Below are 25,797 nucleotides of genomic sequence, written 5' to 3'. Positions count from 1 at the left end.
AGTTCAACGTTCAGCATGTGTATATCATCAAGGGATTGGTGATAAATTCGCATGTTAATGAACGAAGGATGGAATTTAAAAATTATATTTGTCTTTGTATAAGCATACAAAATTACATCATTGCGACTTACCTACGTCTAATTCATTAAAATAATGTTTACAGTTCTTAGAGCTTTTGTTGGTTTTGCTTTAACATGCCTGTTAATTGCGGCCATTCCAAGTTTCCCTGAGCCTACTCGTGCTGCTAAGCGTAACTTGGTTAAAACGATATGTCTTGATGCTGGGCATGGGGGAAAAGACCCCGGTTGCTTGGGATCCAAGGGTGCACAAGAGGGGAAAGTAACCTTGAAAATTATTTTAGAGGTAGGAAAACGCCTAAAAAGTGAATTTCCAGATCTGAAGGTCGTTTATACCCGAGATACTGATGATTTTGTCGAATTGAACGAACGTGCCAATATCGCTAATAGAAGTCGTTCGGATTTATTTATTTCTGTTCATTGCAATGCGGCACCTAATAAAGCAGCATATGGTACAGAAACATATACCATGGGACTTCATAAAACGGATGGTAATTTGAACGTAGCCAAGCGAGAAAACTCCGTTATTTTACAAGAGAAAGATTATCAAACAACCTATAATGGATTTGATCCAAGTTCACCTTTGGCGCATATTATGATGGCGAATTATCAAAGTGCCTTTATGGCATCTTCGGTAAAATTTGCCTCAAAGGTGGAAGAACAATTTGCAAAAGTGTATAATAGAAAGAGCTTTGGCGTGAAGCAGGCTGGTTTTTTGGTCATTTGGAGAACGGCCATGCCTAGTGTTTTGATTGAAAGTGGATTTTTAACTAACCCAGATGAAGAGGGTTATTTGAATTCGGAAAAGGGACAATCAGAAGTAGCGGATGCTATTGTTGGTGCATTTAAAAAGTATAAGGAAGAAATCGAAAAATAGATTCTGAGATGTTTCAAAGTAATGAATTAAAAGTTGGGTTTTTGGCCTTAATCGCCTTTCTAATCCTCTATTTTGGCTTTAATTTTTTGAAGGGGAATGATGTATTTTCTTCTTCAAGAATCTATTATGTTGAATATGACAATGTAGATGGTTTAATGGTCTCGAATCAGGTCATGGTCAATGGTATTGAAGTTGGGAAAGTAAAATCAGTCTCATTACAGCCAGAAAAAGGGAATAAAATATTAGTAACACTCCGCGTAGCTAAAGATTTAATTATACCAGATAAAACGGAAGCTATTTTGATGGATGGAGCCCTCTTAGGAGGTAAAATTATTCGGTTGGAATTTGGTGGAAAGGGAGCTTTGCCTGAAGAATCCTTTATACCTGGGACTTTAGAAAAAGGTGTTACCTCCCTTTTGAAAGAAAGAGCCATTCCCGTGATTGAAAATGCGGATTCACTTTTGATTTCGTTTCGACAAATCAGTAAAAAGTTTGAGCATACGGGCACTTATTTAAATGAGTTGATTAAAAGTTCCAATAGTACTGTGAACGGCATCAATGGTTCGGTGAATGGGATGGTAGAGGAAAACAGGAATAATATTGCGCAAATTTCAGCGAATATGAAGACTTTATCCCAAAGCTTGATTGAAACTGAGAAGCAATTGAAACCCATTCTAGTCAAATTCAATACGGTGGCAGATTCTTTACAAGCTTTACAAGTAGGAAGAACATTGCATGAGGCTAATTTGGCCGTGGCATCTATCCAGCGCATTGTTTCTGGCTTGGAAAAAGGTCAAGGTACTGCAGGTAAATTCTTGAAGAATGATAGCTTATACGTCGGCTTAAACAAGACTTTGTTGGATTTAGATAAATTATTGATCGATTTTCGCTTGAAACCGAAGCGTTACGTGAATATTTCAGTATTTGGGAAGAAAGATACTCCTCCTAGCAATTAATAAAATATGGCAACAATTCAAGCGCGTATTTCAGCCTCTGCTGAATTGACGGATATACTATTGGCCGAATTAGGTGAAATAGGCTTTGATATATTTGAGGATACAGAGGAAGGCTTTTTTGCCTATTGTCCTGAAGCTTTATTTCAAGAGGAAGCATTTCAAGAAATTATTACACGTTATCAATCCATCGGTTCCATAGAAGTAGAAATGGGGCGAATAGAAAAGCAGAACTGGAATCATGTTTGGGAAAGTAATTATGACCCAATTCGTATTTCCAATTTATTGTTTATCCGTGCTAGCTTTCATGAATCTGAGCCAGGTTATCAAATGGAATTAGTGATAAATCCGAAAATGTCATTTGGAACAGGTCATCATGAAACAACCAGTTTAATGGTAGAAGCTTTGTTTACATTGGATATAGATGGAAAATCTGTTTTGGATGCAGGTACAGGTACTGGAATTTTGGCTTTTGTGGCCAGAAAATTAGGAGGAAATCCTGTCAATGGGTTTGACGTAGATGAATGGTCTGTTGAAAATTCGATTGAAAATGCCGCATTGAATGATTTGAATGACATTCGCTTTGATTTAGGAACCATTCGCGATCAATCTTCGGATGAATATGATGTGTTATTAGCTAATATTAATCGCAATATATTGTTAGATGAAATGGCTGAATACGCACTTCGGATTAAACCAGGTGGACATTTATTGCTTAGTGGTTTTTACCAAGAAGATGTTCCCTTACTGTTGCAAGAAGCTTCCGATGCGGGTCTTACCTTTATTTCTGAAAAAGAGAAGAATCGTTGGACTTGTTTGCACTTGAGAAAGCTTTAATTTTGCAGTTTTCTAATATTAGCCTATATTTTTTCGGTATTTCGTTTAAAAACCTTATTTTTGAAGGTTTTACTCTAAGAACTCGTGCATTCGAGTGCTTTACTAGTACATGAAGATCTCACCCAGTAAGCCTTTTCAGGTAATGTATTCCTTGTTATCCCATGAATGCCTCGGCTATTTGTTCGAAGTCTTTGTGGTACAGTTAAATGAAAAATCTCAATTAACCTGGGAATATCAGACTTTAACTACCCGTAATTTTCATGAATTTGCCCACGGCTTAGATGAGCGCGACGAGCAAGCTGTCAAGTTAATTGAAGGGATGAAGCCTGCAGCCATTTTTGAAAAATTCAATACTTCCAAGCGTAAAACAATGGAAGAGTTTTATTTAAAAACATTTGATGCAGAAAAGGGTGAAAAGGAAATTCAGGAAGCGGTTTTGAGTGTGGTAGAAAAAAAGCGGGGTCAGGTTTTTGAGCTGATTTGTCCAGATAAGACTTTATTCATCATGGGAAATGATGGAAACCCAATGCGTCAGCATGTTCAGATTCAACCTGAACCTGTGGAAGTATTGTTCCATTTTATGCGAAATGAAGAGAATACGCACTATTTTCCTACCTTAAAATATGCTGGAAATAAATTAGAATTTCAATATAAAGACGCCATGGTACTGTGTGATGAGCCAGCATGGATGTTATTGAATCAAAAATTATATCACTTTAAGCCAGCACTGGAAGGGAAAAAATTACGACCTTTTTTAAATAAGAAGTTTGTCGTGATTCCTAAAAACATGGAGGAAGATTACTTCCGCAAGTTTGTGAAGGCGATGGTAGCCAGGTATCCAGTGCATGCCAAAGGCTTTGAAATATTTAATACGGAAAAGAATTGCCAGTATTTACTGTCTTATGGTCCTATCGTTAATAAAGTAGAAGAAGAGAAAGTACCTAGTAAAAAATCAGCCGCCTTAGAAGCTGCTGACCGATGGAATTTTGTGTTGTCATTTCAATATGGGAATAATCGCTTCCCATGGGATGGATTAGGATCTGAAGCGAATGTCTTGTTTGAGAAAAAAGGAGACAGTTATGCATTCCAAAAAATCATGCGTTCCTTGTCCAAGGAAAAAAGAGCTTATCAACAATTAAAAGCCTTGGGTTTGCAGATTGAGGTTGATGGTAAAGCTGTACTTTCAAGAGGGGAGGCCGTTCAATGGTTAACGTTGAATAAGGCTGCTTTAGATCAAGCTGGTTTTAGTGTTCAGTTTAAAGGTGATGGTCAAGCTCCAAGGTATTTCTTGGGTAAGCCAGAAATTAAGATTCGAATTGGTGAGAAGTTGGATTGGTTTGATATTCAGGCGATTATTTCATTTGGGGAATTCCAAATACCTTTCTTGAAGATTCGTCAATTAATCTTACAGAAAAAGAAGGAGTTTCATTTGCCTGATGGTTCCATTGCTATTATTCCAGATAATTGGTTTCACGATTACCAAGATCTATTTTATTTTTCAGAAACCAGACCAGGTGAAGATGGGGTTTATTTAAAGCGTCAGCATTTTCAATTGGTTCAAGAATGGGAAAATCAGGATTTGGTCAAAACAGCGCTGCGCAGTAAGACCATGCATGATTTGGCCTTAGAGACCAAAGATTTCCCTGTTCCCAAGCAATTTAAAGGAACCTTGCGGCCATATCAAATGGAAGGCTACCGCTGGATGCGGACACGCCAATCAGCAGGCCTAGGGGCTTGCCTAGCAGACGATATGGGTCTTGGAAAGACTGTTCAGACCTTGTGCTTGTTACAGAGCTTAAAAGAGCAAGGAGAGACCTTACCAAGTTTATTGGTGATGCCAACATCCTTGTTATATAACTGGGAGATGGAGGCTAAGAAATTTACACCCCAATTAAGGGTCTTAGTTTACAGTGGCCCTCAAAGGGAAAAGTTGCAAGCCCAATTAGGTAAAGTGGATTTGATTCTTTGCTCATTTGGTATGGTTCGTTCTGACATCGATTGGTTCGAAAAACAAGCTTTCAGTTATGTGATTTTGGATGAATCTCAAGCCATTAAAAATCCTTTGGCTAATATCACTAAAGCCGTACAAAAACTTTCGGCTAAATACCGCTTGGTCATGACAGGTACACCGTTGGAAAATTCAACGATGGACTTGTGGTCGCAAATGAATTTTGTTAATCCTGGCTTACTTGGCTCACAGCGTTATTTCAAAGATTTGTTTCAAGTGCCTATTGAAAAGAAAGCAGATTCGGATAAAAAGAAGCGTTTGTATTTCTTAATAAAACCTTACTTATTACGCAGAGAAAAACGTCAAGTTGCTGCGGATTTACCAGCTAAAATGGAATCCGTGACTTATTGTGTGATGTCGGAAGAGCAAGAGAGGCTGTATGATAAAACAAAATCCTTTTACCGCGATGTTTTGTTGAAGCAAATCAAAGATGAGGGTTTGCAAAAATCTAGATTCTCTGTTTTACAAGGTTTAACTAAGTTACGTCAATTAGCTAACCACCCATCTTTATGCGAAGAGGGTTATGAAGGCGAATCGGGTAAGATGGAAGCGGTGTTAGAAAAGTTGGAGACGGTCTTAGAGCAGCATCATAAAGTATTGATTTTTAGTCAGTTTGTTCAGCATTTAGCTTTGATTAAAAAAGCACTGGATGAAAGAAATATTGCCTATGCCTATTTGGACGGTAGCACTTCTGATAGAAAAGGGCAGGTGGAAAGTTTCCAAAAAGCAGATGGTCAGTCGGTATTTTTGATTTCCTTGAAAGCGGGTGGAGTAGGTTTAAATTTGACGGCGGCAGATTATGTGTTTTTATTAGACCCTTGGTGGAATCCAGCGGCGGAGGCGCAGGCGATCGACCGGGCACATCGTATTGGACAAGTAAAGACCGTATTTACTTATAAGTTCATATCTAAGCAGACGGTGGAGGAAAAGATTCTAGCTCTTCAACAAAGGAAATTGGACTTAGCTAATGATTTGGTTACTTCTGATGAAAGTATATTGAGAAATCTAAGCGAAGACGAAGTCTTGGACTTATTGAGTTAAAAAAATCTGGCTAGCCTTACATTAAACGATTTTAATCAAAATATTTTTGGCTACTTCATGACTAATGAATACTGGTTCTGAGTCATTGATGGACACAGAAATAGATCGATCAAAGGGATTAATTTCTTTTACCATGAGCTTGGCTCCCAAGCTTAAATGCAGTCGAGTGAGTAGTTGTAGGAATACAGCAGAATCTTTAGCTACTCCCATTAATACACAAGCTTTATTTTCCTTTAAATCGGACAGATGCATGTAGCTCAGCTCAGGGAGTATCCCCTCTTTGTTCGGAATAGGGTCACCGTGTGGGTCTGTCTTAGGAAAATCTAAGAACTCATCTAATTTATTGATAAGAGCTTCGGATTCTATGTGCTCCAACTGCTCCGCAATTTCGTGGACTTCATCCCAGTTGAAACCCATTTTATCTACTAAAAAAACTTCCCATAAACGATGTTTTCTAACTACCGATAAGGCAATTTTTTCACCTTCATCTGTCAGGCGTACACCTTGATATTTTTGATAATTCACCCAGCCTTTCTCTGCTAATTTTCTTAGCATATCGGTTACGGAGGCGGCTTTGGTTTGGGTTAATTCAGCGACAGCATTGGTGGAAATATCTTCTAAAGTCGATTCCGATAAACGATAAATAATCTTTAAATAATTTTCCTCCGCAAATGATGTTGCCATTTTTCTTTAGTTAAGCTTTATAAAAGTAAGCAAAATGAGACAGAAAATAAATTTTTAGTCTTGGCTAAAAAATATTTTTGTTTAATCGTAATTCTTGTCTATATTTGTTTGCAATAAAACCATTATTTCATGTCAAATGCTTGGCGATCAGAAGGTAAGACTCGTTCTTTAAGCGAGGTATATGGAAGTATTCCTATTCATTCAGGACCTGGCTTCTGGAAAAATTTACGCGCATTTATTGGTCCTGGTTTTATGGTGGCCGTGGGATATATGGATCCAGGTAACTGGGCTACTGATTTAGCTGGAGGTTCCCAATTCGGATATACATTATTGTCAGTTATCTTTATTTCCAGTCTTTTTGCTATTGTTTTACAGCATTTAGCTTTAAAACTGGGTGTATCTACTGGTCGGGATTTAGCTCAGGCCTGTGGAGAAGCTTTTTCAAAACCGGTAGCCATCTTTCTTTGGATACTTTGTGAATTAGCCATTGTGGCTTGTGATTTGGCTGAGGTAATTGGATCGGCACTCGCGTTGAATTTACTTTTTGACATTCCAATTCTGTATGGTATTTTGATTACTATATTGGATGTGTTCTTAATTTTATACTTCCAGCACCGTGGTTTCAGGGTGCTGGAATCAATTGTGATGTCGCTATTGGCGGTAATTTCACTGTGTTTTGGATATGAACTTTTGCTTTCTCAGCCTGATATTGGTAGTGTGGTGAAAGGCCTTGTTCCTCAAGCTTCTATTTTTCAAGATTCTAGCCAATTGTATGTTGCTATTGGTATATTGGGGGCCACAGTAATGCCTCACAATCTGTATTTACACTCAAGTATTGTTCAAACGCGAGCTTATGCTCATACCGAAGCGGATAAAACCAAAGCCGTTAAATTTGCAACTATTGATTCTACGCTTTCTTTAGGATTAGCCTTTTTCATCAATGCTGGGATTTTGATTTTGGCAGCGTCAGCATTTCATATCAATGGAATGCCACATGTGGCTGATATTCGTGATGCATATCAATTGCTGGATCCAGTTTTAGGTAGTAAATGGGCCTCTGCTCTGTTTGCTATTGCTTTACTTGCATCAGGTCAAAATGCCACATTAACGGGGACATTAGCTGGTCAAATAGTGATGGAGGGTTTTATTGATTTAAAATTGGCTCCTTGGTTACGCCGATTGATCACTCGAATGTTAGCGATTTTACCTGCCTTTTTTATCACCTGGATATGGGGAGATAGTAAAGTGGGTGAATTACTGGTATTTTCTCAGGTGATACTTTCCATGCAATTAAGTTTTGCTGTCATTCCCTTAGTTTGGTTTACCAGTGATAAGGCTAAGATGGGGAAATTCGTAAATCCAGTTTGGTTAACTACCCTTTCTTGGTTAATTAGTGCGGTAATTTTAGGCTTGAATGCCTATTTATTATTGCAAATATTTGGTCTAGCTTAACTCTGCCTGATACCACACATTATCTTCTCCTACCTGTTGATGCTGTTTCCATTTCAAGCCATATTCTGGCTCAGGAATACCTTTTCCCAAGGTAATATCTTTCTCTTGTTTCCAAACTTCGTCGACTAGGCCACTCTGAAGAAAAGCCGATAAGGTTTTAGTTCCTCCTTCAACTAAGATTGAAATGATCCCTTTTTTATCAGCAAATTTTAAAATATCCTTAATTTGGTAATGTTCACCTAGAGCTATCCAATGACATGCACCTTGCTCTGCTTCTACTTGCTTCGTGAATATCCAAGTCGGCTGCCCATCTTGTAGTACATGACTATTTTTGGGAATACGATTATGGGGGTCAAGCACCATCCGAATAGGATTATTTCCTGGCCACAATCGAACATTTAATTGAGGATTATCCTGAATGATGGTATTGACACCGACCAATATCCCTTGGTGTTGGGTACGCATTTGATGTACTAAAGTCTGGCTTTGGGGATTGGAAAAAGTATATGGCTCCCCATTTTCTTGAGCAATGAACCCATCCAAAGATGCTGCCCATTTTAAGGTGATATAGGGTCGTTTCTTCGTGTGAAAAGTAAAAAAATGGCGGTTGATTTTAGCACCTTTACTTTCTAATACTCCCTGAATGACTTGAATTCCTGCTGCTTTTAATTTCTCAATACCTTGCCCAGCTACTAGTGGATTAGGATCTAAATTACAAATGATGACTTCTTTAACTTTTGATTTTATTAGTAAATCAGCACATGGAGGGGTTTTTCCCGTATGAGAACAAGGTTCTAAACTTACATAAACACTTGAATCTACGCTATCTTCTGGATTGGCTAATGAATGAATGGCCATGACTTCGGCATGAGCTTGGCCATAGGCTTGATGCCATCCTTCACCGATGATTTGGTTATTTTTAACAATAACACAACCAACTAAGGGATTAGGAACAACATGCCCTGACCCTAATAGGGATAAATCCAGGGCACGTTGCATCCAAATCTCTTGTTTATTCATGGCCTACTAAAGAAGGGCTTTCTTCTTTTTCCCCTTGGTGTTTTAGGTTACTCGACATGTAGCTATAAATTGCTGGGATAATGTACAAGGTTAATGTAGTAGAAAATAACATACCACCAACCACGGCAATACCCATAGAAACACGACTTTGAGAACCAGATCCTAATGCAAGCGCAATTGGTAAAATACCTAAAATAGTACAAAGCGATGTCATTAAAATTGGACGGAAACGTGCTGTAGCTGCTTCTTGAACGGCCAGCATTTTGTTAGAGCCAGCTTCTTTTCGCTGATTAGCAAATTCCACTATCAAAATACCATTTTTCGTTACCAATCCGATGAGGACAATGATACCAATTTGGGAGAAGATATTTAACGTTTGACTGAAATCCCACAAAGTTAATAAGGCTCCAGCTACAGCAAGTGGTACTGTAAACAAGATGATTAATGGATCTATAAAGCTTTCAAACTGAGCAGAAAGGATTAAGTAAATCAATAGAATGGCTAATGCAAAGGCAAATAATAAAGATGAACTTGATTCTTTAAATTCCTTACTTTGACCATCATAAGCTGTAGAGAAAGATACATCTAGGGTCTCTTTAGCAATTTTGTCCATCTCATTCAAGGCTTCACCTAAGGTTACACCTTTTGCCATTTGGGCTTGTACTGTAGCTGCCACATAACGGTTATAGCGGAAAAGCTGCGGAGGAGTACTCTGTTCCGTAATTTTAACCAAATTGTCTAATTGAATTAAATCACCCCGGTTATTTTTAACATAAAGAGACTTTAAATCACTAACGTCATTACGCATTGGTCGATCAATTTGACCAATGACTTGATATTGTTTTCCATCCATGATGAAATAACCAAATCGACGACCCGATAGTCCAAGTTGAAGCGTTTGTGCAATATCTTGAATTGCAATTCCTAAATTTTGTGCCTTGGCACGATCAATTTCGATACGTAGCTCGGGTTTAGTAAATTTCAAATTGACGTCGGATGCCTCGAATTTCGGATTATCACGCACTTTCGCTAAGAACTGAGGCATGATTTTTTTCAAACTCTCAAAATTGGGAGCTTGAACCACAAAGGCAATTGGCATACCGCCACCACCACGCTGTCCAGTCGATAAGGTAGGCTCTTGAATTAAGTTCGAGCGAGCTCCTGTAAATTTCTTGATTTTAGGAGAAAGTTCATCTGCAATTTCTTGTTGAGTCCTTCTCTTTTCTGGATCACCTAATAATATACGGAAACTACCCGTGTTAGCTGCTCCATTTCCAAAAGGAGGAGAAGTGATGGCATAAATGGCATAGCGTTCTTTGGCAGGTATTGCCTCCATTAAGAATTTCGCCATTTTGTCGGTGTAGTTCAACATATAATCAAAAGTAGCTCCTTCGGGTGCTGTAGAACTAATACGTAAGGCTCCGCGGTCTTCCAATGGGGCTAATTCAGAAGGTATAGCATCATATTTGAATAAGGTATAGATGATACCGATCAAAGACACCATGACAACCCAGGCCATCCAACGAATTTTTAAGAACGATTCCAATGAACCTTGATATGCTGATGTTAACCAGACAAAGAATGGCTCAGTAACTCGGTAAAACCAAGGTTTATGGTGTCCGCCTTTCAATAATTTGGAACTCAACATTGGTGTTAAGGTCAAGGAAACAAAAGCTGAAATGATAACTGAACCAGCTACCACTATACCAAATTCACGGAACAAGCGTCCAGTAATACCTTGTAAGAAAATTACAGGAAGGAATACCGCTGCTAAGGTGATTGTGGTGGAGATTACAGCAAAATAAATCTCTTTAGATCCTTCTAAGGCTGCTTTCCACGGTGTCATTCCATCTTCAATTTTAGAATAGATATTTTCCAAAACCACAATGGCATCATCTACTACCAGACCAATGGACAATACGATACCTAATAATGTTAATACATTGACCGAGAAGCCGACCAGGTACATAAAGAAAAATACACCAATTAAGCTGACTGGAATGGCGGTTAATGGAATTAGCGTGGATCTCCAGTCGCGTAAGAATAAGAAGATGATAATTGTTACCAATAAAATGGCTGTCAAGATGGTTTCTTCTACTTCTACTAATGATTTACGTACGTATTTCGTATTGTCAAAACCTTCTTTTAATTCAACGTCTGCTGGCAAAGTTTGACGAATTTGAGGTAATTTTCTGTTGATAGCATCAACAATTTCAATTTGATTAGATCCTGGTTGAGGAATAACCGCAATAGAAATCATGGGTGTCATATCACGCTTAAAGAAAGTCTTGTCGTTTTCAGGGGACAATTCTGCAAAGCCTACATCCGAAAATTTCACGGAACGGCCATCTTGTTCTTTGATAATCAAGTTGTTGAAGTCATCCACAGTGGTCATTCTACCTTGTGTACGTACGGTTAACTCCGTATTAGCACCTTCAATACTTCCTGAAGGCAATTCGATGTTTTGTTTGCTTAAAGCCGATACGATATCAGGAGCAGTTAATCGGAATGAAGCTAAGCGCTCTGGGTCAATATGCATACGCATGGCATATTTTTTCTCTCCCCACATTTGTACTGAACTAACCCCAGGAATGGTTTGGAATTTTTCCTTCACATTTCTAGTAGCTAATTCATTCAATTCCAATAGCCCTCTGGTTTTAGAGAAGATATTGATATTATAGATTGGACTGGCATCTGCATCGGCTTTTGCAACAACAGGAGGATCCACATCTTTAGGCAATAAAGCCATGGCTCTAGACACACGGTCACGAACGTCATTTGCTGCATCTTCAATATTCACAGCTAAATCAAATTCAACGGTGATATTGGAGCGCCCATCTCTACTGGAACTAGCTAAGGTTCTTACACCAGCAATACCATTGATGGATTCTTCCAATGGTTCCGTAATTTGAGATTCAATGATGTCTGCATTGGCTCCCGTGTAGGAAGTCTGTACAGTTACGACGGGAGGGTCAACGGAAGGGAATTCACGAACACCCAAATAAGTATATCCAATAATACCAAACACGATAATCGTGATGGACATAACAATGGATAATACCGGTCGTTTAATGCTGGTTTCTGATAGAGAGGCCATAATTTGTATTATTTATGATTTGGTATTTCTGGTAAGATGTGATTAACCTCAACGCTTTGCTGGAGCTTAGTCCATACTTCATCGAAGCTTAATTTTTTTGCTGGGCCATTTTCGTGGTAAACCAGACAGGCAATATTACTTAATTGATATGCTCCGGAATAAGACATATACTTTTTAAAGTCGGCAAATTCTCCTAGCATAATTAAAGCAGGAATTTGGAAAGCATTAGCACAATGTGTTGGACCTGAATCGATTCCAATAAAAAACTGAGCGGATTTTATTAGGAATAAACTATCCTCAACACTGGTCTTGCCTACCAATGATAAGAAATTCGGATGTTGAAAATCTAATCCTTGGCTAGTACCTATTTCTACTATATTGATATCCCATTCTTGAATAGCTGCTTGTAGTAGTTTTATCCAATTTTCGTCAGTCCATTCGCGACAAGGATCATTGGAGATCCGATGGATAAGCCAATAATTTCCTTCAAAAGGAAGGCTAAACTTTTTGTTAGGTAAAAAAAGTGTTGGCTGCCCAGTCAATAATCCTAAGCCAGCTAATTGAGAAAAATTCTCCAATAAATTATGCTGGGAATAGTAATTGTGAATATTGATATTCAGTTTTGTGGCCGTTTCATTGACTAAAGGAATATGGAAATAAGGATCTTTCCGTAATTCATTTAAGTGCAAGTTGAAAAATTGATGACATGGATTCCACTTTGTTAAGAAGAAACTAAAAAGCATATTTTCTTCCGTAACTAAGCGGTAAATACCAGGATGATTTTCTAAAAGTGGTCTAAAATGACCTTGAATGATCCACACAATTTTAGCTTGTGGATATTTCTCTAATAATGCAGGAATGATAGGCTCTGAGGCGACAATATCACCAAGATGTTGAGCTAACAATACACCCACCACTGGTCTAGATGGATGTGAAATTCGTTGGAAAATAACCCAAGTACAGAGCTTTATATAGGCAATTAAACCTGCAAATAAATAACCTAATTTGCGGAATTTAAATTGCCAAAGAGCTGTACTTAGGTAAATGCTGGGCATCTTTATCTTATTGAACGACTTCTTTAATATCTACTTCTCCGTCTGGTTTAACTTGAATGATACCATTGGTAATCAATGTGTCACCGATGGATAATCCAGATAAAATCTCCACGTTTTTCTCACCACGTGTTCCTAATTCTACTTTGGTAGAAACAGCCTTACCATTCTTCACAACAAATACTTTACTTCCTTTGGACTCAGGAATAACAGCTTCTGTAGGAACCAAAATGGCAGATCCTTTCGTTTTTAAAATCAAGTTAACTTTTGCGAATGCACCTGGAACTAATACCCCACCTGGGTTTGGAGATAAAGCTCTAATCTGAAGTGTACGAGTTAAAGGGTCAATTTTGGGATCAATGGCATATACTTTACCAGCATATGTTTTTGTCTCATTCTCCGTCACAAACTCAATCGTATTGCCTTTGCGAATTTGAGAAGCATATTTAGCCGGAATAGAAAATTCTATTTTAGCTGGATTGGTATTTGTCAATGTAGCAATTTTCGTAGTAGGCGAAATATAACTACCCATACTTACGTAACGAAAACCAACGGTTCCTGAAAAAGGAGCGCGAATGGTTGTTTTTAAAATTTGAGCTTTTAAATCTTCGATATCCGCAGAGATGGTATTAACAGAGTTTACAGCAATATCATATTCTCTTTGAGAAATGGCTTCTTTTTGAAGTAATACCTTTTGACGAGCTTCATTATCTTCCGCTAATTTTTTGTTGTAGCCTAGCTTTCTTAATCTCGCCTGTAAATCATCGTCATTGATATGTAATAGAATTGTTCCTTTCTGGACTACATCTCCTTCTTTAATATTTAATTGGATAATTCTTCCAGCTATTTCAGATCGGATTTCAACTTCTTCATTTGGCAAAATACTACCAGTAGAATTGATCATGTCATCTAGTCGGGTTGATTTCACCACCATCACTACGACAGTAGTTTTACCACCTTTGCCCCCTCCAGGACCACCTTTGCTTTTCTCTTTACCTTCTTCTTTCTTTTCGGCGAAAAAAGTCTTTTTTACCTTGGGGTAAAAGGCGATGCCTAATATCAAAACGATTACTAATAGGCTGACGATTGTTTTTGTAATCTTGTTCATAAGGTCAATTCAAACGATGTTAATTATTCAAGTTAGGTAATTTTATTGGTGCATCTACCCCAGTTTATAGGTTTATCTAGTTTTTTCTTGATTTAACCAAGGTAAAATGCTTTCATTTCGTATTTGATTCATCACAAAGTGGCTTTGTGCATTTCCAATATTCTTGATACTCGCCAGTTTATGTAGGATAAAATCCCGATATTCATCCATATCAGCCACAACGATTTTAAGCAAGAAATCACTATGACCAGATACGCAGTAGCATTCTTGTACTTCCGATAAATTCATCACATCTTCTTCAAATTGCTTGAGGTATTCTGCCGCATGTTCTTTCAAGGAAATGTCGCAAAATACAGTTAATGATTTACCTAATTTATTGGGATTGATGGTGGCCTTATACCCCGTAATGACACCGTCTTTTTCCATGCGTTTAATGCGTTCATGGATAGGGGTGGGGCTCATGCCTAAGCGCTGGGCCATGTCTTTGTTGGACATGTACGCGTCTTCATGTAAAAAGGCGAGAATTTGTTTATCAATATCATCAATCTTAGACATAAGCTTAGGGGTTAGGGACTAAGGATGCTCCGACAGAAATTATTCCAGCCAAGGTATCTGTTCGCATGTCATGCGACAACAGTAAACTGTATTTGCCTTTTTTTGGAAATTTTAATTGCTTAAAAATTAAGAATTTGTGACTGTAAATATCCCCTAAGCCCTCTCCTTTGGCTTTGCCAGATTTAGGATCATACAAGATGGCTTCTGCCAAAGCTTGCTTGATTAATTTACCATCTGAACCAAGTACTTTGGGGATGAAATAAAAATTATTGAAAGGATAATCATTCGATTGTCGTAAAGCCACATACAGGCTATACGATTTATGGATGTCTTTAATTTCAAATGAATAAGCAATCTGATTTTTTTGCGACCAGCCTTGCTCTCCCATTTTGCTTGTTTGGTCAAATACCTGATCACCTTGACAAGCTAGTAGTAAGCTCAAGGAAAAAAATAACAGAAAGAATTTAAGCAGTGGGGGTCTCAGGGCCATTTCTAGGTGGTCTGGGTTTAAATTTCTTTTTGAATTTCTTTTTAAATGGTTTTGGTGTAGCCTCTCCAGCATTTTCTGCACCTTCTGGACTATTTACCACAGGAGGTTTTACTCGATTATCAGGACGGTCCGTGCTGCCTTCGGGCTTGCTTTGTGGTCTATTAGGGTTATTTCCTGGTCCTTTATTTCCTTTTTGGAAATTACCACGAGCTTTTTGATCACCATTATTTCTTCTTGGATTATCTGAACGTTGACCACTAGGTTTACCCTTGCCGTATTTTTTGTCCATTCTTTCCAAATCTGAATTTAATTCAGATAATTTAGGTTTTTCAACCTCTGGCACATCAGGATTCAGGTTTTCGAAGGAATCAGGAATGATCCCTTTTTTATTTAAATCGATAATTTCATTGACACGGTCACAAGTTACAGGAATCCAAATGGATTCTTCTCCAGCATATCCAAACCACATCATGCGTTTAAAGATGTCCGTTTTTTGTAAAATGGCATCTCCTCGCTTGGTTTTTAATCTGCCTTCAATCGTTGGGATTTCCTTCAATGCGTCCATGTAAGTCTCCAATTCATAATTGAGACAACATTTTAAGCGACCACACTGGCCACTTAATTTGACAGGATTTAATGATAAATTTTGATACCTAGCTGCCGAAGTAGTGACATTTTTGAAGTCAGTAAGCCAAGTGGAACAACACAATTCTCTTCCGCAAACACCAATTCCTCCTAGTCTTCCCGCCTCTTGTCGAAGGGAAATCTGCTTCATTTCCACTCGGATTTTAAATTCAGTAGCCAGCAATTTAATTAACTCTCGGAAATCAACTCGATCGTCTGAAGAATAATAAAATATGGCTTTAGTTCCATCAGAAAGAAACTCTACATCAGAAAGTTTCATGTTCAACTTTAAATCTCCGATGATCTGACGGGTACGATATAAGGTAGGTAAATCTCTTTCTAGTGAAATGCGATGTTTTTCTTCATCTTTATCCGTTGCAAGGCGTAAGATATCTTTGAGTTTATCATCGTCTTTAATGCCCTTTTTCAATAATTGTAAGCGCACTAATTCTCCTTGAAGAGAAACAACACCCAGCTGTACACCAGATGAAGAATCGACCATGACGGAGTCTCCTGTATGTAAGGCTAATTGATTAGGATTGCGGAAATATTCTTTTCTCCCTGCTTTGAATTTTATTTCAACCACATGAAAACGCTGAAATTGAGGGACATCCAAGTCGGATAACCAATCAAAAACGTTCATTTTATTACAAGCTCCAGTACCACAACTTCCGTTGCTTTGGCAGCCTGAAACAGCACCTTCTGCTGACGCCTTGGATCCACATGATCCAGTTGAACACGATTTACATGCCATAAGTATATATGTCAATCGGTCTCATTACGACTTGTAGCGTAATACATCGAGACCAATATCTCGTCTAAAGTTTTTACCTTCAAATTGAATGGTTTGAGCAGCCCTTTGAGACTTTTGAATCGCTCTTTCCAAGGTATTTGAAGTGCCTGTTAAGGCCATTACTCGGCCTCCCGAAGTAACAATTTGTCCGTCTTGCTCACGGGTCCCAGCATGGAATACTAGGGCTTCTTCTACTTTCTCAATGCCTGACATGATATCCCCTTTTCGGTAATCTTCAGGATAACCTCCTGCCACAACCATGGTGGTAACGGCATATTGGTTAGAAATCTGTAAACTTTCGTTTTTTAATTCCCCTCGAGCAGCAGCAAGAAGCAAAGATAAGAAATCTGATTCGATTCTTGGCAATACTACTTCTGTTTCAGGATCTCCCATACGGGCATTATATTCAATCACATAAGGTTCTCCCTCATGATTCATTAAGCCTATGAAGATGAAACCTTGATAGGGGATGTTGTCGGATTTTAATCCTTGAATCGTGGGTTCAATCACCTTTTGCTTGACCAATTCCATAAATCGTTCTGTAGCAAAGGGTACGGGAGAAACGGCTCCCATGCCTCCAGTATTCAATCCTTCATCATTTTCCCCAATACGCTTATAGTCTTTTGCCTCTGGTAAAACCACATAGTTTTCTCCATCAGTTAATACAAAAACAGACAGTTCTATACCTCTCAAAAATTGTTCAATAACCACTTTAGAACTAGCCTCGCCAAATTTGGCATCATAGATCATTTCTTTGAAAGCTTTTTCAGCTTCGGCATGACTTTGTGCAATAATTACGCCTTTTCCAGCTGCTAATCCATCCGCTTTTAATACGATGGGTAAAGATTGTGTTGCTAAATAGGCTAATCCTTCTTCTCCCGTTTCTTTCGTGAATGTTCTGGAAGCGGCAGTTGGAACTCCATGTGCATGCATGAAATTTTTAGAGAAATCTTTACTTCCTTCTAATTGAGCACCTAAAGCACCAGGCCCCACAATTCCCACATGTTGTAAATCTTCCTGAGATTCAATAAAATCCCGCACTCCTTTGACGAGGGGTTCTTCAGGACCTACAATCACTAATTCAATTTGATGGGTTCTAATAGTATCGACAATAGCTGTAAAATCAGCGTATCCAAAGGGTAAATTGATGCCTAATTGGGCTGTTCCAGGATTTCCCGGAGCAATGTATAATTGACTTAATAATGGACTTTGGGATATTTTCCAGGCAAATGCATGTTCTCGTCCTCCGGATCCCAAAAGTAATACATTCATAATATTCGTTAATTGGCTAGTTCACTTAAAAATTTAATTCGCATTAAACGCAACTCTTCCTCACTGACGTCGTCAATGTTGCAATTGTCTAATGCTTCGGTAATATTATCCGTATCCGAACTCAAGAAGTAATCGTAAATTTCTTCTTGCTTGTCAGGCTCAATGACTTGATTGATGTAATAATCTAAATTCAATTTAGTACCAGAATAACAAATGGCTTCAATCTCTTCGATTAATTCAGCCATGCTTAACTCTTTCTGATAAGCAATGTCATCTAAATCAATTTTACGATCTACTTGCTGGATGATGTAAATTTTAATTTTAGACTTATTGACAGTAGATTTAACAACAACTTCACGGGCCGTTTCAATCTCATTTTCATCTACGTAACGATTGATTACATCCAAGAAAGGTTTTCCAAACTTGATTACTTTACCCATTCCGACTCCATTTATCTGAGCCATTTCTTCTTGGGTACTTGGATAAGTAGTCGCCATCTCTTCTAAAGATGGATCTTGGAAAATAACATAAGGAGGAAGGTTTTTCTCCTTGGCTAATTTCTTACGCAGGTTTTTTAATAATTCAAATAAAGCATCGTCGTAGGCTTTGGCCCCAACTCCCGCATTCATTTCATCATTTTCATCAGGCTCAGCTTCTTTCTCATAATCATGATCTCTTGAGAAAGTTACGGGGTAAGAATCTTGAATAAAGTTGAGACCTTTTTCACTTAATTTCAGGACGCCATAGTTTTCAATATCCTTGACCAAATACCCGTGAATGGTAATTTGTTTGATGAATGAAATCCATGGAGACTTCTCATCTTCAGTATGATTGTCCTTCTGAGACTTCTTTTTTAGTTTCGGTTTTTTAGGAGTTGGATTATCCTCATCTTCATCCTCATTATCATCGTCATCATCATCATCGTCCACGGCTTGAGTATTCCAAGAAACCGTTTTACCTGCCCCAAATACAGGTAATTTGTCATGATCGTAACTTTGAACGTACTGATTCACTTTGCCTTCCAACACATCAGCAATGTGTTCGGCATCAAATTTTTCTTCTGTTTCTTGAATGGCTTGTAAGACTAAAACAACTTCTCTTTCGGCCTTAAAGGTTGGAGTTGGATGAAGGCAGTTGTCGCAAAAGCCACAATTCTCCGCCATGTATTCTCCAAAATAATTGAGTAATTGTTTTCTTCGACAAACACCCAAATTGGCATAATACACCATTTCTGCCAACAATAATTTGGCATTTTCCTTTTCAGAAACGGCTTTATCTTTATTGAACTTATCTAGTTTTAAGATGTCGTCGTATGTGTAAAACAAGATACAAGTACCATCTAAACTATCTCTACCAGCTCTACCTGTTTCTTGATAATATCCTTCTAAAGATTTAGGAGCATCATAATGTATCACAAAACGCACATCGGGTTTATCGATGCCCATACCAAAAGCAATAGTTGCCACCATTACTTCTACTTCTTCGTTTAGAAAAGACTCTTGATTGGCCATTCTAATGGCAGGATCTAATCCGGCATGGTAGGGAAGGGCTTTGATGCCATTGACATGTAATAGATCTGCAATTTCCTCTACTCGTTTTCTACTTAAGCAGTAAATAATACCAGCTTTTCCCGAATGACTTTTGATGTAACGGATCAGTTGTTTATCAATATCCTTTTTGGAACGAATTTCATAGTAAAGGTTCTTTCTATTGAAAGAAGATTTAAACACCTTGGCGTCTTCTAAATTCAATGTTTTTTGAATGTCGAGTTGCACTTTTGGTGTAGCAGTGGCCGTCAAAGCAATAATCGGTAGTTTTTCATCTACTGATTCAATGATGGCACGAATTTTTCTATATTCTGGTCTGAAGTCGTGTCCCCATTCTGAAATACAATGGGCTTCATCAATGGCCACAAAGGAGATATTGGCTTGTTGTAAAAAATTGAGATTCTCCTGTTTATTTAGGGATTCAGGAGCAATGTATAATAATTTTACATCACCACTTAAGACCTCATTTTTAACCCGGTTCATTTCTGATCGGGTGAGGGATGAATTTAAAAATTGGGCATTGACGCCAAATGCAATCATTTGATCCACTTGGTTTTTCATCAAGGCAATTAAAGGTGAAATAACAATGGCTGTTCCAGGCATCACAATCGCCGGAAGTTGGTAGCAAAGAGATTTCCCTGCTCCAGTAGGCATGAGCACAAAGCTATTATTCCCTTGAAGCGTATTTTGGATGATAGCTTCCTGTTCTCCACGAAATTGGCTAAATCCAAAGGTCTTCTTGAGATGCTCCTTTAACGTATCGTTGGAAATTTGAATGGGCATAATTTTAGGAACTACTGGTATGTTTCACAATGTAGCAGAATTATTCGTACATAGTTAATTAACTTTGTGTTCTCAAATTCTACTAAAATTGAAATTAAACAAAAATATTCAATCCACAGCAAAAAAAGTTTTAACCCAAGAAGCAGAAGCTATTTTACAAGTTAGCGCTGCTATAAATTCTGAATTTGAAGCTTGTGTGGAACATTTATTGGCAAGTCCTGGAAGAATTGTCTTCACTGGCATAGGCAAATCAGCTTTAATAGCTCAGAAAATTGTGGCTACCCTCAATTCCACAGGAAGTCCAGCTTTGTTCATGCATGCAGCTGATGCTATCCATGGAGATTTGGGGATGATACAACGTGGAGATTCGGTTATTTGTATATCTAAATCAGGAGATACGCCAGAAATCAAGGTTTTAGTGCCCCTAATTAAGAGATTGGGAGTTTCTCTCATTGCGATGGTTTCCAATAAACAATCATATTTAGCACTGCAATCTGATTTTGTACTCCACGCTCAAGCGGATGAAGAAGCGGATTTGTTGAATTTAGCACCTACCACATCTACCACAGTAGCCCTAGCTTTGGGAGATGCCTTGGCTGTATGTTTGTTGGAATGCAAAGGTTTTACTTCTCAAGATTTTGCCAAGTATCACCCTGGTGGGGCTTTGGGTAAACGTTTGTATTTAAAAGTAGCGGATATTTATCCACAGCACGAGTTTCCATGTATTTTACCTCAAGCCAGTATCCAAGATGCAATTCATGAAATTAGTTCCAAGAGATTAGGAGCCACTACCGTGATGAACGAAAAGCAGGAATTGTTGGGAATCATTACTGATGGAGATGTTCGTCGGATGCTAGAAAAACAACAAGACTGGGCGAATATCCAGATCGTTCAAATGATGAATTCCAACCCCAAAACCATTTCATCGGAAGCATTTGCAACAGAGGCTTTGGCCATCATGCAAGAAAAAAATATCACACAGTTGGTTGTTCTTGAAAATGAAAAGGCCGTGGGATTTATTCATCTCCACGACCTTCTACGTGAGGGAATCGTATAATATTAGCGCATCCGATTGGATGATTGAACTAACATTTCATCTTTACGAATCAAACGATTAGCGATCATATTAGCTAATAGGGCTACAATTAGGGCATAAAATCCTAGGTCATAAGCTCCTTGCATTTCTGGGTTAAACAATGGAATCGTTTTTTTATAAATAGTATAAAAACTATATCCCATGGTGGCCGCAATTAACATGGAATTCACTAATCCCAATGCCATTTGGCGCATTCTGTTTTTGAATTGGAACAAAATATAGGCTGTCAATGCTACCGAAATCAATAGCAAAACCAGCGGAATGTAATTGGCTTCTACCTGCGCTTTTCCTTGGATTTGAGAAGTCCATTCTGAGATAAACACTTGTGCCGTTTCACCAGACATGCCAGTTTTAGTCCATAATGGCCAGCCCGCGATGACTAAAATTTCGGCAATTAGGACAATGAGTAAGAAAATAGATTGGGGTCTTTGAATCATGTTATTTCAATTTTCTGCGAAATTACGCATTTTCTTGAAAAAGCTTGGCGGCAATTTTGGCAGAAGATAAGCAAAGTGGGATTCCGCCACCTGGGTGTACACTTCCTCCAATCCAATACAGGTTTTTGATAGCACTTCGGTAATTTGGGTGACGCAAAAAGGCAGCAAAACGATTGTTGGAAGCATTGCCATACAGAGCGCCACCTGAGGATGATGTTCTTTCTTCAATTCTTCTCGGATCTAAATAATCTTCAACCACGATGTAGGAGCTAATATCTTCACCCAAAGCCCGACTGATTTTTTGAATGATTCTTTCTCGAGTTAGTCGCAATAATTCATCCCAATTTTGACCTTCATTGGCAGGGGCATTGATTAAAATAAACCAATTTTCTCCACCTAAGGGAGCATCTTCAGGGGCAACTTTACTAGAGATATGGAGATATACGGTGGGGTCATCCGATAAGGTTTTGTCGGTAAATAGGGCCTTAAATTCTGCTTGATACTGTTCTGAGAAGAAAATGTTATGTACCCCTAATTCAGCCCATTGTTTGCTCATTCCCCAATAAAAGATTATCCCTGAGCTTGATTTTTCTTGTTGAAGGAGTCTTTTTGGTTGAATTTGATCTAGCAATAATTGTTGATAGGATGGTCGGATATCCATATTACTTGCTAGTATATCAAATGGATATTCTCCTTGAGCTGTTTCTAGGCCAACTGCTTGTTTATTTTCACAAAGTATTCGGTTGACTTTTTCATTAAAATGAAATTGCACGCCTAAATCAGTGGCTAGTTGATACATAGATTGGGTAATAGCAATCATGCCTCCACGTGGAAAAAAAGCGCCAATGTTGTATTCCAAATGAGGAATGATGGATAAAGTAGCGGGAGTTTGGTAGGGATCTGATCCATTGTAAGTGGCATAGCGATCGAATAATTGAACCGTTTTAGCATTCTTAAATCGATTTTTGTGCGCATGGTGCATGGTAGAAAACATGCCCAACTGCGGGATGTTCAGATAACCATTCCAGGCTTTTTTGCTTAGCCAAGTGCTAGCTTGATGTAAGGAATTCTCTAGAAAGAGCTCTGAAATGATTTGGTATTTTTCTTGTAAACCCAAGATGAAATCGAGAATATTTTTCTCATTTTCTCCCAAATTCTTAGCTATTTCATGTGCTGTATCCGCAGCATTTTGTAAGGTTACAAGGCGAGTGTGATCTTCCCAAAAATAGCGGCAAACCTCAGGTAATCGCTGATAATCAAAATAGTCTCTCGGGTTTTTATTTGCCAACGTAAATAGCTCATCCACTAAATGTGGAAGGGTAAATAGCGATGGACCAGCATCAAAGCGGAAGCCATTGATTTGAAATTCGGATAATTTGCCGCCTGGAAAAGAGTTAGCTTCAAATACCTGAACTTGATGTCCTAAACAAGCCATGCGGATTGCAAATGCTAATCCTCCAACACCTGATCCAACAACCCCAACTTGTTTCATAGTCATGATATTTCTCAATTGGGTCTAACTTATTAAAAGGACAAAATGTTTAAAACAGATATTTTCCGTAATTTTGCACAAATTTTTTTAATCTGAGAATAAACTATGCTACGCACTCATACGAATGGCGAATTACGATTGGATCATGTAGGGCAAGAAGTTACCTTATGTGGTTGGATACAGCGGACAAGAGATAAAGGGGGAATGATTTGGGTTGATTTACGTGATCGTTATGGCATTACTCAGTTGATGTTAGAGGAGGGGAAATCGAGTTCTGAGGCACTTGCAATGGCACGTAATTTGGGTAGAGAATTTGTCGTGGAGGCAAAAGGAGTAGTTGTAGAGCGACTAGCTAAGAATGATAAGTTAGCCACTGGAGATATTGAGATCAAGGTAAGTGAAATAAAAGTCCTTAATCCTGCTAAATTACCTCCATTCTTGATTGAAGACGAAACGGATGGAGGAGAAGATGTGCGCATGAAATATCGCTACCTTGACCTTCGCCGTACACCTATTCGTGAAAGTTTACGCTTACGTCATACTGTAGCTAAAGAAGTGCGTCGTTATTTGGATGATGCTGATTTCATTGAAGTAGAAACACCCGTTTTGATTAAATCCACTCCAGAAGGAGCTCGTGATTTTGTCGTTCCATCACGCATGAATCCGGGGGAATTTTATGCTTTACCACAATCTCCACAAACCTTTAAGCAATTGTTGATGGTTTCAGGTTTTGACCGTTACTATCAATTGGTGAAGTGTTTTAGAGATGAGGATTTACGTGCAGATAGACAACCTGAGTTTACACAGATCGACTGTGAAATGTCTTTCGTGGAGCAAGAAGATATCCTGAATATGTTTGAAGGTTTGATCCGTCATTTGTTTTTACAAGTGAAAGGATTGGATATAGGTGAAGTATCTCGAATGACTTATGCAGATGCCATGAAATATTATGGTTCTGATAAGCCTGATATTCGTTTTGATATGCATTTTGTGGAATTGAAAGGGGAAGAAAATGATCTGACTTCAGGCAAAGATTTTCAAGTATTTGATGCTGCTTCTCATGTCATTGGTATCTGTGTGAAAGGTGCTGCCGAATATACCCGCAAGCAAGTCGATGAGTTGACTGATTTTGTTCGTCGTCCACAAATTGGGGCCAAAGGATTAATCTATGTACGTCATCAAGCTGATGGATTGAAGTCATCCGTTGATAAATTTTATGGGGAAGCAGATTTGAAAAAATGGTCTGAGGCCTTTCAATCCGAAGCAGGAGATTTGATCCTAATTTTAAGTGGAGAAGGGGATAAGGTGCGTAAGCAATTGAATGAATTGAGATTAGAAATGGGTACTCGCATGGGATTGCGTGACCCGAATAATTATAAAGTACATTGGGTAGTTGATTTTCCTTTATTGGAATACAGTGAAGAAGAAAATCGTTGGTTTGCGATGCACCATCCATTTACAAGTCCTAAGCCGGAAGATATTCCTTTGATGTTGGCGGGAGATTTGGGTAAGGTAAGAGCTAATGCCTATGATTTAGTAGTGAATGGCGTAGAAGTGGGAGGAGGATCAATTCGTATCTTCCAAAAAGAACTTCAATCAACTATGTTTGAAGTCTTAGGATTTACAGAGGAAGAAGCAAAAGCCCAATTTGGCTTTTTACTGGATGCATTTGAGTATGGAGCACCTCCTCATGGTGGTTTAGCCTTTGGTTTTGACCGCCTATGTTCTTTGTTTGGAGGTTCAGAATCGATACGCGATTATATTGCATTCCCTAAAAATAATGCAGGTAGGGATGTGATGATTGACTCACCATCACCCCTTGCCCCTGCACAATTAAAGGAACTAAAAATTAAGACGGATTTATAATTCTTCTTCGAAATTGAAAGAGAACACAGAACTTTGCCATTCATTTGGATTTATGTTCAATATCTCTTTAATCTCACCATGATGCATATCGAATACCCATCCATGTAGGTATGGGTATTCGAATTTTTTCCATGATTTTTGTACAATGGTTGTCTTCGCTAAGTTGAGCACTTGTTCCTTAACGTTCAATTCAACCAATCGATCAAATTGCTCTTTTTCACTTGGGAGTTCTTTAATTTCATTGAAATTCTTTTCGTAAACCTCCTTGATGTTTCTCAACCATTTGTTGATCAAACCAAAATCTTTATTGGTCATGGCTGCACGTACACCCCCGCAATTGTAATGTCCGCAAACAATCACGTGCTTTACTTGTAAAACTTCCACCGCATATTGTAATACGGAAAGTAAATTCATGTCAGTATGTACCACCATATTGGCCACATTTCTATGGACAAAAATGTCGCCTGGGTTAGAATTGGTTATATCTTCTGCTGGAACCCGACTGTCAGCACAACCAATCCAAAGAAAAAGAGGTTTTTGATCTTTGGAAAGATTGTCAAAATAATGCTCATCTACGGCTAATTTATCAGAGGCCCAAGCTTTATTACTTAATAGGAGTTTTTTATATTCTTTCAT

The 25,797-nt window shown here is 38.4% G+C and carries 20 protein-coding genes; 7 read left to right on the top strand and 13 right to left on the bottom strand.

The window, feature by feature from the left end; translation table 11 throughout:
* Positions 1-153 precede the first annotated feature (153 nt).
* The 4 genes from HME7025_RS11995 (at position 154) to HME7025_RS11980 (ending at position 5,793) form a co-directional block, all read left to right on the top strand.
* Positions 154-954: an N-acetylmuramoyl-L-alanine amidase family protein gene (locus tag HME7025_RS11995; RefSeq protein WP_109324361.1), complete on the top strand. Its 801-nt coding sequence runs from the start codon at positions 154-156 to the stop codon at positions 952-954.
* An 8-nt stretch (positions 955-962) separates the two neighbouring features.
* Complete coding sequence (locus tag HME7025_RS11990) at positions 963-1,910, top strand: MlaD family protein (RefSeq protein WP_109324360.1); 948 nt, start codon at positions 963-965, stop codon at positions 1,908-1,910.
* Between the two features lie 6 nt (positions 1,911-1,916).
* Positions 1,917-2,744, top strand: a complete 828-nt coding sequence (gene prmA / locus HME7025_RS11985) for a 50S ribosomal protein L11 methyltransferase (protein ID WP_109324358.1) — start codon at positions 1,917-1,919, stop codon at positions 2,742-2,744.
* 109 nt (positions 2,745-2,853) lie between these two features.
* Positions 2,854-5,793: a DEAD/DEAH box helicase gene (locus HME7025_RS11980; RefSeq protein ID WP_109324347.1), complete on the top strand. Its 2,940-nt coding sequence runs from the start codon at positions 2,854-2,856 to the stop codon at positions 5,791-5,793.
* 21 nt (positions 5,794-5,814) lie between these two features.
* On the opposite strand, the gene HME7025_RS11975 is transcribed toward HME7025_RS11980, so the two are convergent.
* Positions 5,815-6,477 (bottom strand): metal-dependent transcriptional regulator, encoded by a 663-nt coding sequence (locus HME7025_RS11975; protein WP_109324346.1) that lies wholly within the window; start codon positions 6,475-6,477, stop codon positions 5,815-5,817.
* 129 nt (positions 6,478-6,606) lie between these two features.
* On the opposite strand from HME7025_RS11975, the gene HME7025_RS11970 reads away from it, so the two are divergent.
* Positions 6,607-7,929: an Nramp family divalent metal transporter gene (locus HME7025_RS11970; RefSeq protein ID WP_109324345.1), complete on the top strand. Its 1,323-nt coding sequence runs from the start codon at positions 6,607-6,609 to the stop codon at positions 7,927-7,929.
* Here HME7025_RS11970 and ribD read toward each other — a convergent pair.
* The 9 genes from ribD to HME7025_RS11925 all read right to left on the bottom strand — a co-directional run bounded on the left by ribD (position 7,921) and on the right by HME7025_RS11925 (position 20,270).
* Entirely contained in the window at positions 7,921-8,949 is a 1,029-nt protein-coding gene (gene ribD / locus HME7025_RS11965; protein ID WP_109324343.1) for a bifunctional diaminohydroxyphosphoribosylaminopyrimidine deaminase/5-amino-6-(5-phosphoribosylamino)uracil reductase RibD, read from the bottom strand. The two genes, HME7025_RS11970 and ribD, sit on opposite strands and share 9 nt — an antisense overlap.
* Entirely contained in the window at positions 8,942-12,046 is a 3,105-nt protein-coding gene (locus tag HME7025_RS11960) for an efflux RND transporter permease subunit (protein ID WP_109324342.1), read from the bottom strand. The genes ribD and HME7025_RS11960 overlap by 8 nt, the downstream gene beginning before the upstream one ends.
* A gap of 8 nt (positions 12,047-12,054) precedes the next feature.
* Positions 12,055-13,101 (bottom strand): glycosyltransferase family 9 protein, encoded by a 1,047-nt coding sequence (locus tag HME7025_RS11955; protein ID WP_109324341.1) that lies wholly within the window; start codon positions 13,099-13,101, stop codon positions 12,055-12,057.
* Between the two features lie 7 nt (positions 13,102-13,108).
* Positions 13,109-14,206 (bottom strand): efflux RND transporter periplasmic adaptor subunit, encoded by a 1,098-nt coding sequence (locus HME7025_RS11950; protein WP_109324340.1) that lies wholly within the window; start codon positions 14,204-14,206, stop codon positions 13,109-13,111.
* 72 nt (positions 14,207-14,278) lie between these two features.
* Entirely contained in the window at positions 14,279-14,761 is a 483-nt protein-coding gene (locus HME7025_RS11945) for an Lrp/AsnC family transcriptional regulator (RefSeq protein ID WP_109324333.1), read from the bottom strand.
* 4 nt (positions 14,762-14,765) lie between these two features.
* Positions 14,766-15,251 carry a gliding motility lipoprotein GldH gene (locus HME7025_RS11940; RefSeq protein ID WP_226998223.1) on the bottom strand — a complete coding sequence of 162 codons (486 nt, stop codon included), beginning with the start codon at positions 15,249-15,251 and terminating at the stop codon, positions 14,766-14,768.
* Positions 15,226-16,629, bottom strand: a complete 1,404-nt coding sequence (ricT, locus tag HME7025_RS11935; protein WP_109324331.1) for a regulatory iron-sulfur-containing complex subunit RicT — start codon at positions 16,627-16,629, stop codon at positions 15,226-15,228. The genes HME7025_RS11940 and ricT overlap by 26 nt, the downstream gene beginning before the upstream one ends.
* Positions 16,630-16,653: 24 nt before the next feature.
* Positions 16,654-17,940: a phosphoribosylamine--glycine ligase gene (purD, locus tag HME7025_RS11930; RefSeq protein WP_109324330.1), complete on the bottom strand. Its 1,287-nt coding sequence runs from the start codon at positions 17,938-17,940 to the stop codon at positions 16,654-16,656.
* A gap of 8 nt (positions 17,941-17,948) precedes the next feature.
* Positions 17,949-20,270, bottom strand: coding sequence for a RecQ family ATP-dependent DNA helicase (locus HME7025_RS11925; protein WP_193495331.1), 2,322 nt, complete (start codon positions 20,268-20,270; stop codon positions 17,949-17,951).
* A gap of 88 nt (positions 20,271-20,358) precedes the next feature.
* Here HME7025_RS11925 and HME7025_RS11920 point away from each other — a divergent pair, with 88 nt between their 5' ends.
* Positions 20,359-21,327, top strand: a complete 969-nt coding sequence (locus HME7025_RS11920; RefSeq protein ID WP_109324328.1) for a KpsF/GutQ family sugar-phosphate isomerase — start codon at positions 20,359-20,361, stop codon at positions 21,325-21,327.
* A 2-nt stretch (positions 21,328-21,329) separates the two neighbouring features.
* Here the strand turns inward: HME7025_RS11920 and HME7025_RS11915 are convergent, their stop codons facing one another.
* On the bottom strand, positions 21,330-21,803 hold the full coding sequence (locus HME7025_RS11915) for a DUF4293 domain-containing protein (RefSeq protein ID WP_109324327.1): 474 nt from the start codon (positions 21,801-21,803) through the stop codon (positions 21,330-21,332).
* A 22-nt stretch (positions 21,804-21,825) separates the two neighbouring features.
* The gene (gene crtD / locus HME7025_RS11910) at positions 21,826-23,295 is read right to left on the bottom strand and encodes a 1-hydroxycarotenoid 3,4-desaturase CrtD (protein WP_226998222.1); all 1,470 of its coding nucleotides are present in this window, start codon (positions 23,293-23,295) and stop codon (positions 21,826-21,828) included.
* Between the two features lie 105 nt (positions 23,296-23,400).
* Here crtD and aspS point away from each other — a divergent pair, with 105 nt between their 5' ends.
* The gene (aspS, locus tag HME7025_RS11905; RefSeq protein ID WP_109324325.1) at positions 23,401-25,161 is read left to right on the top strand and encodes an aspartate--tRNA ligase; all 1,761 of its coding nucleotides are present in this window, start codon (positions 23,401-23,403) and stop codon (positions 25,159-25,161) included.
* On the opposite strand, the gene HME7025_RS11900 is transcribed toward aspS, so the two are convergent.
* The gene (locus HME7025_RS11900) at positions 25,156-25,797 is read right to left on the bottom strand and encodes a carbonic anhydrase (protein ID WP_109324324.1); all 642 of its coding nucleotides are present in this window, start codon (positions 25,795-25,797) and stop codon (positions 25,156-25,158) included. The genes aspS and HME7025_RS11900 overlap by 6 nt on opposite strands.

It is taken from the genome of Aquirufa nivalisilvae (assembly GCF_003143535.1).
Taxonomy (GTDB): domain Bacteria; phylum Bacteroidota; class Bacteroidia; order Cytophagales; family Spirosomataceae; genus Aquirufa; species Aquirufa nivalisilvae.
This window is presented reverse-complemented; position numbering and strand designations above follow the sequence as displayed.